The organism is Vibrio sp. 10N.222.54.A3 (genome assembly GCF_041474095.1).
Classification (GTDB): Bacteria; Pseudomonadota; Gammaproteobacteria; order Enterobacterales; family Vibrionaceae; genus Vibrio; species Vibrio crassostreae_C.
Map to the genome: position 1 here is coordinate 1 of NZ_JBFRTN010000121.1, position 281 is coordinate 281.

1 pseudogene is annotated in these 281 nt (G+C 34.9%); it reads left to right on the forward strand.

The annotated features are described in order from the left end of the window. Positions 1 to 105 precede the first annotated feature (105 nt). Positions 106 to 281: pseudogene (locus tag AB4507_RS20710) on the forward strand (transporter); the annotation flags it as partial.

The window sequence follows — 281 nt, forward strand, 5'->3', positions numbered from 1 at the left end:
AAATCAAGTAAATTAACAAAATATTGCTTATAATTTATTTATATTTAGATACAATTCACCTTTCAAACTTACCCTGTGTTCCACGCCAATTATTGAGCGACCACCGTGAATATCGACGTTGTTTTTCTGTTAGAACAAAACCCCATTCTCCTCATCTTTGTTGTTTTATCGATTGGATTAGCCATTGGTAAAATTCGTTTCGGTAGCCTCCAACTTGGTAATTCAATCGGTGTTTTGATTACTTCCCTTATCATGGGACATCTTGGCTTTTCTTTTAACGC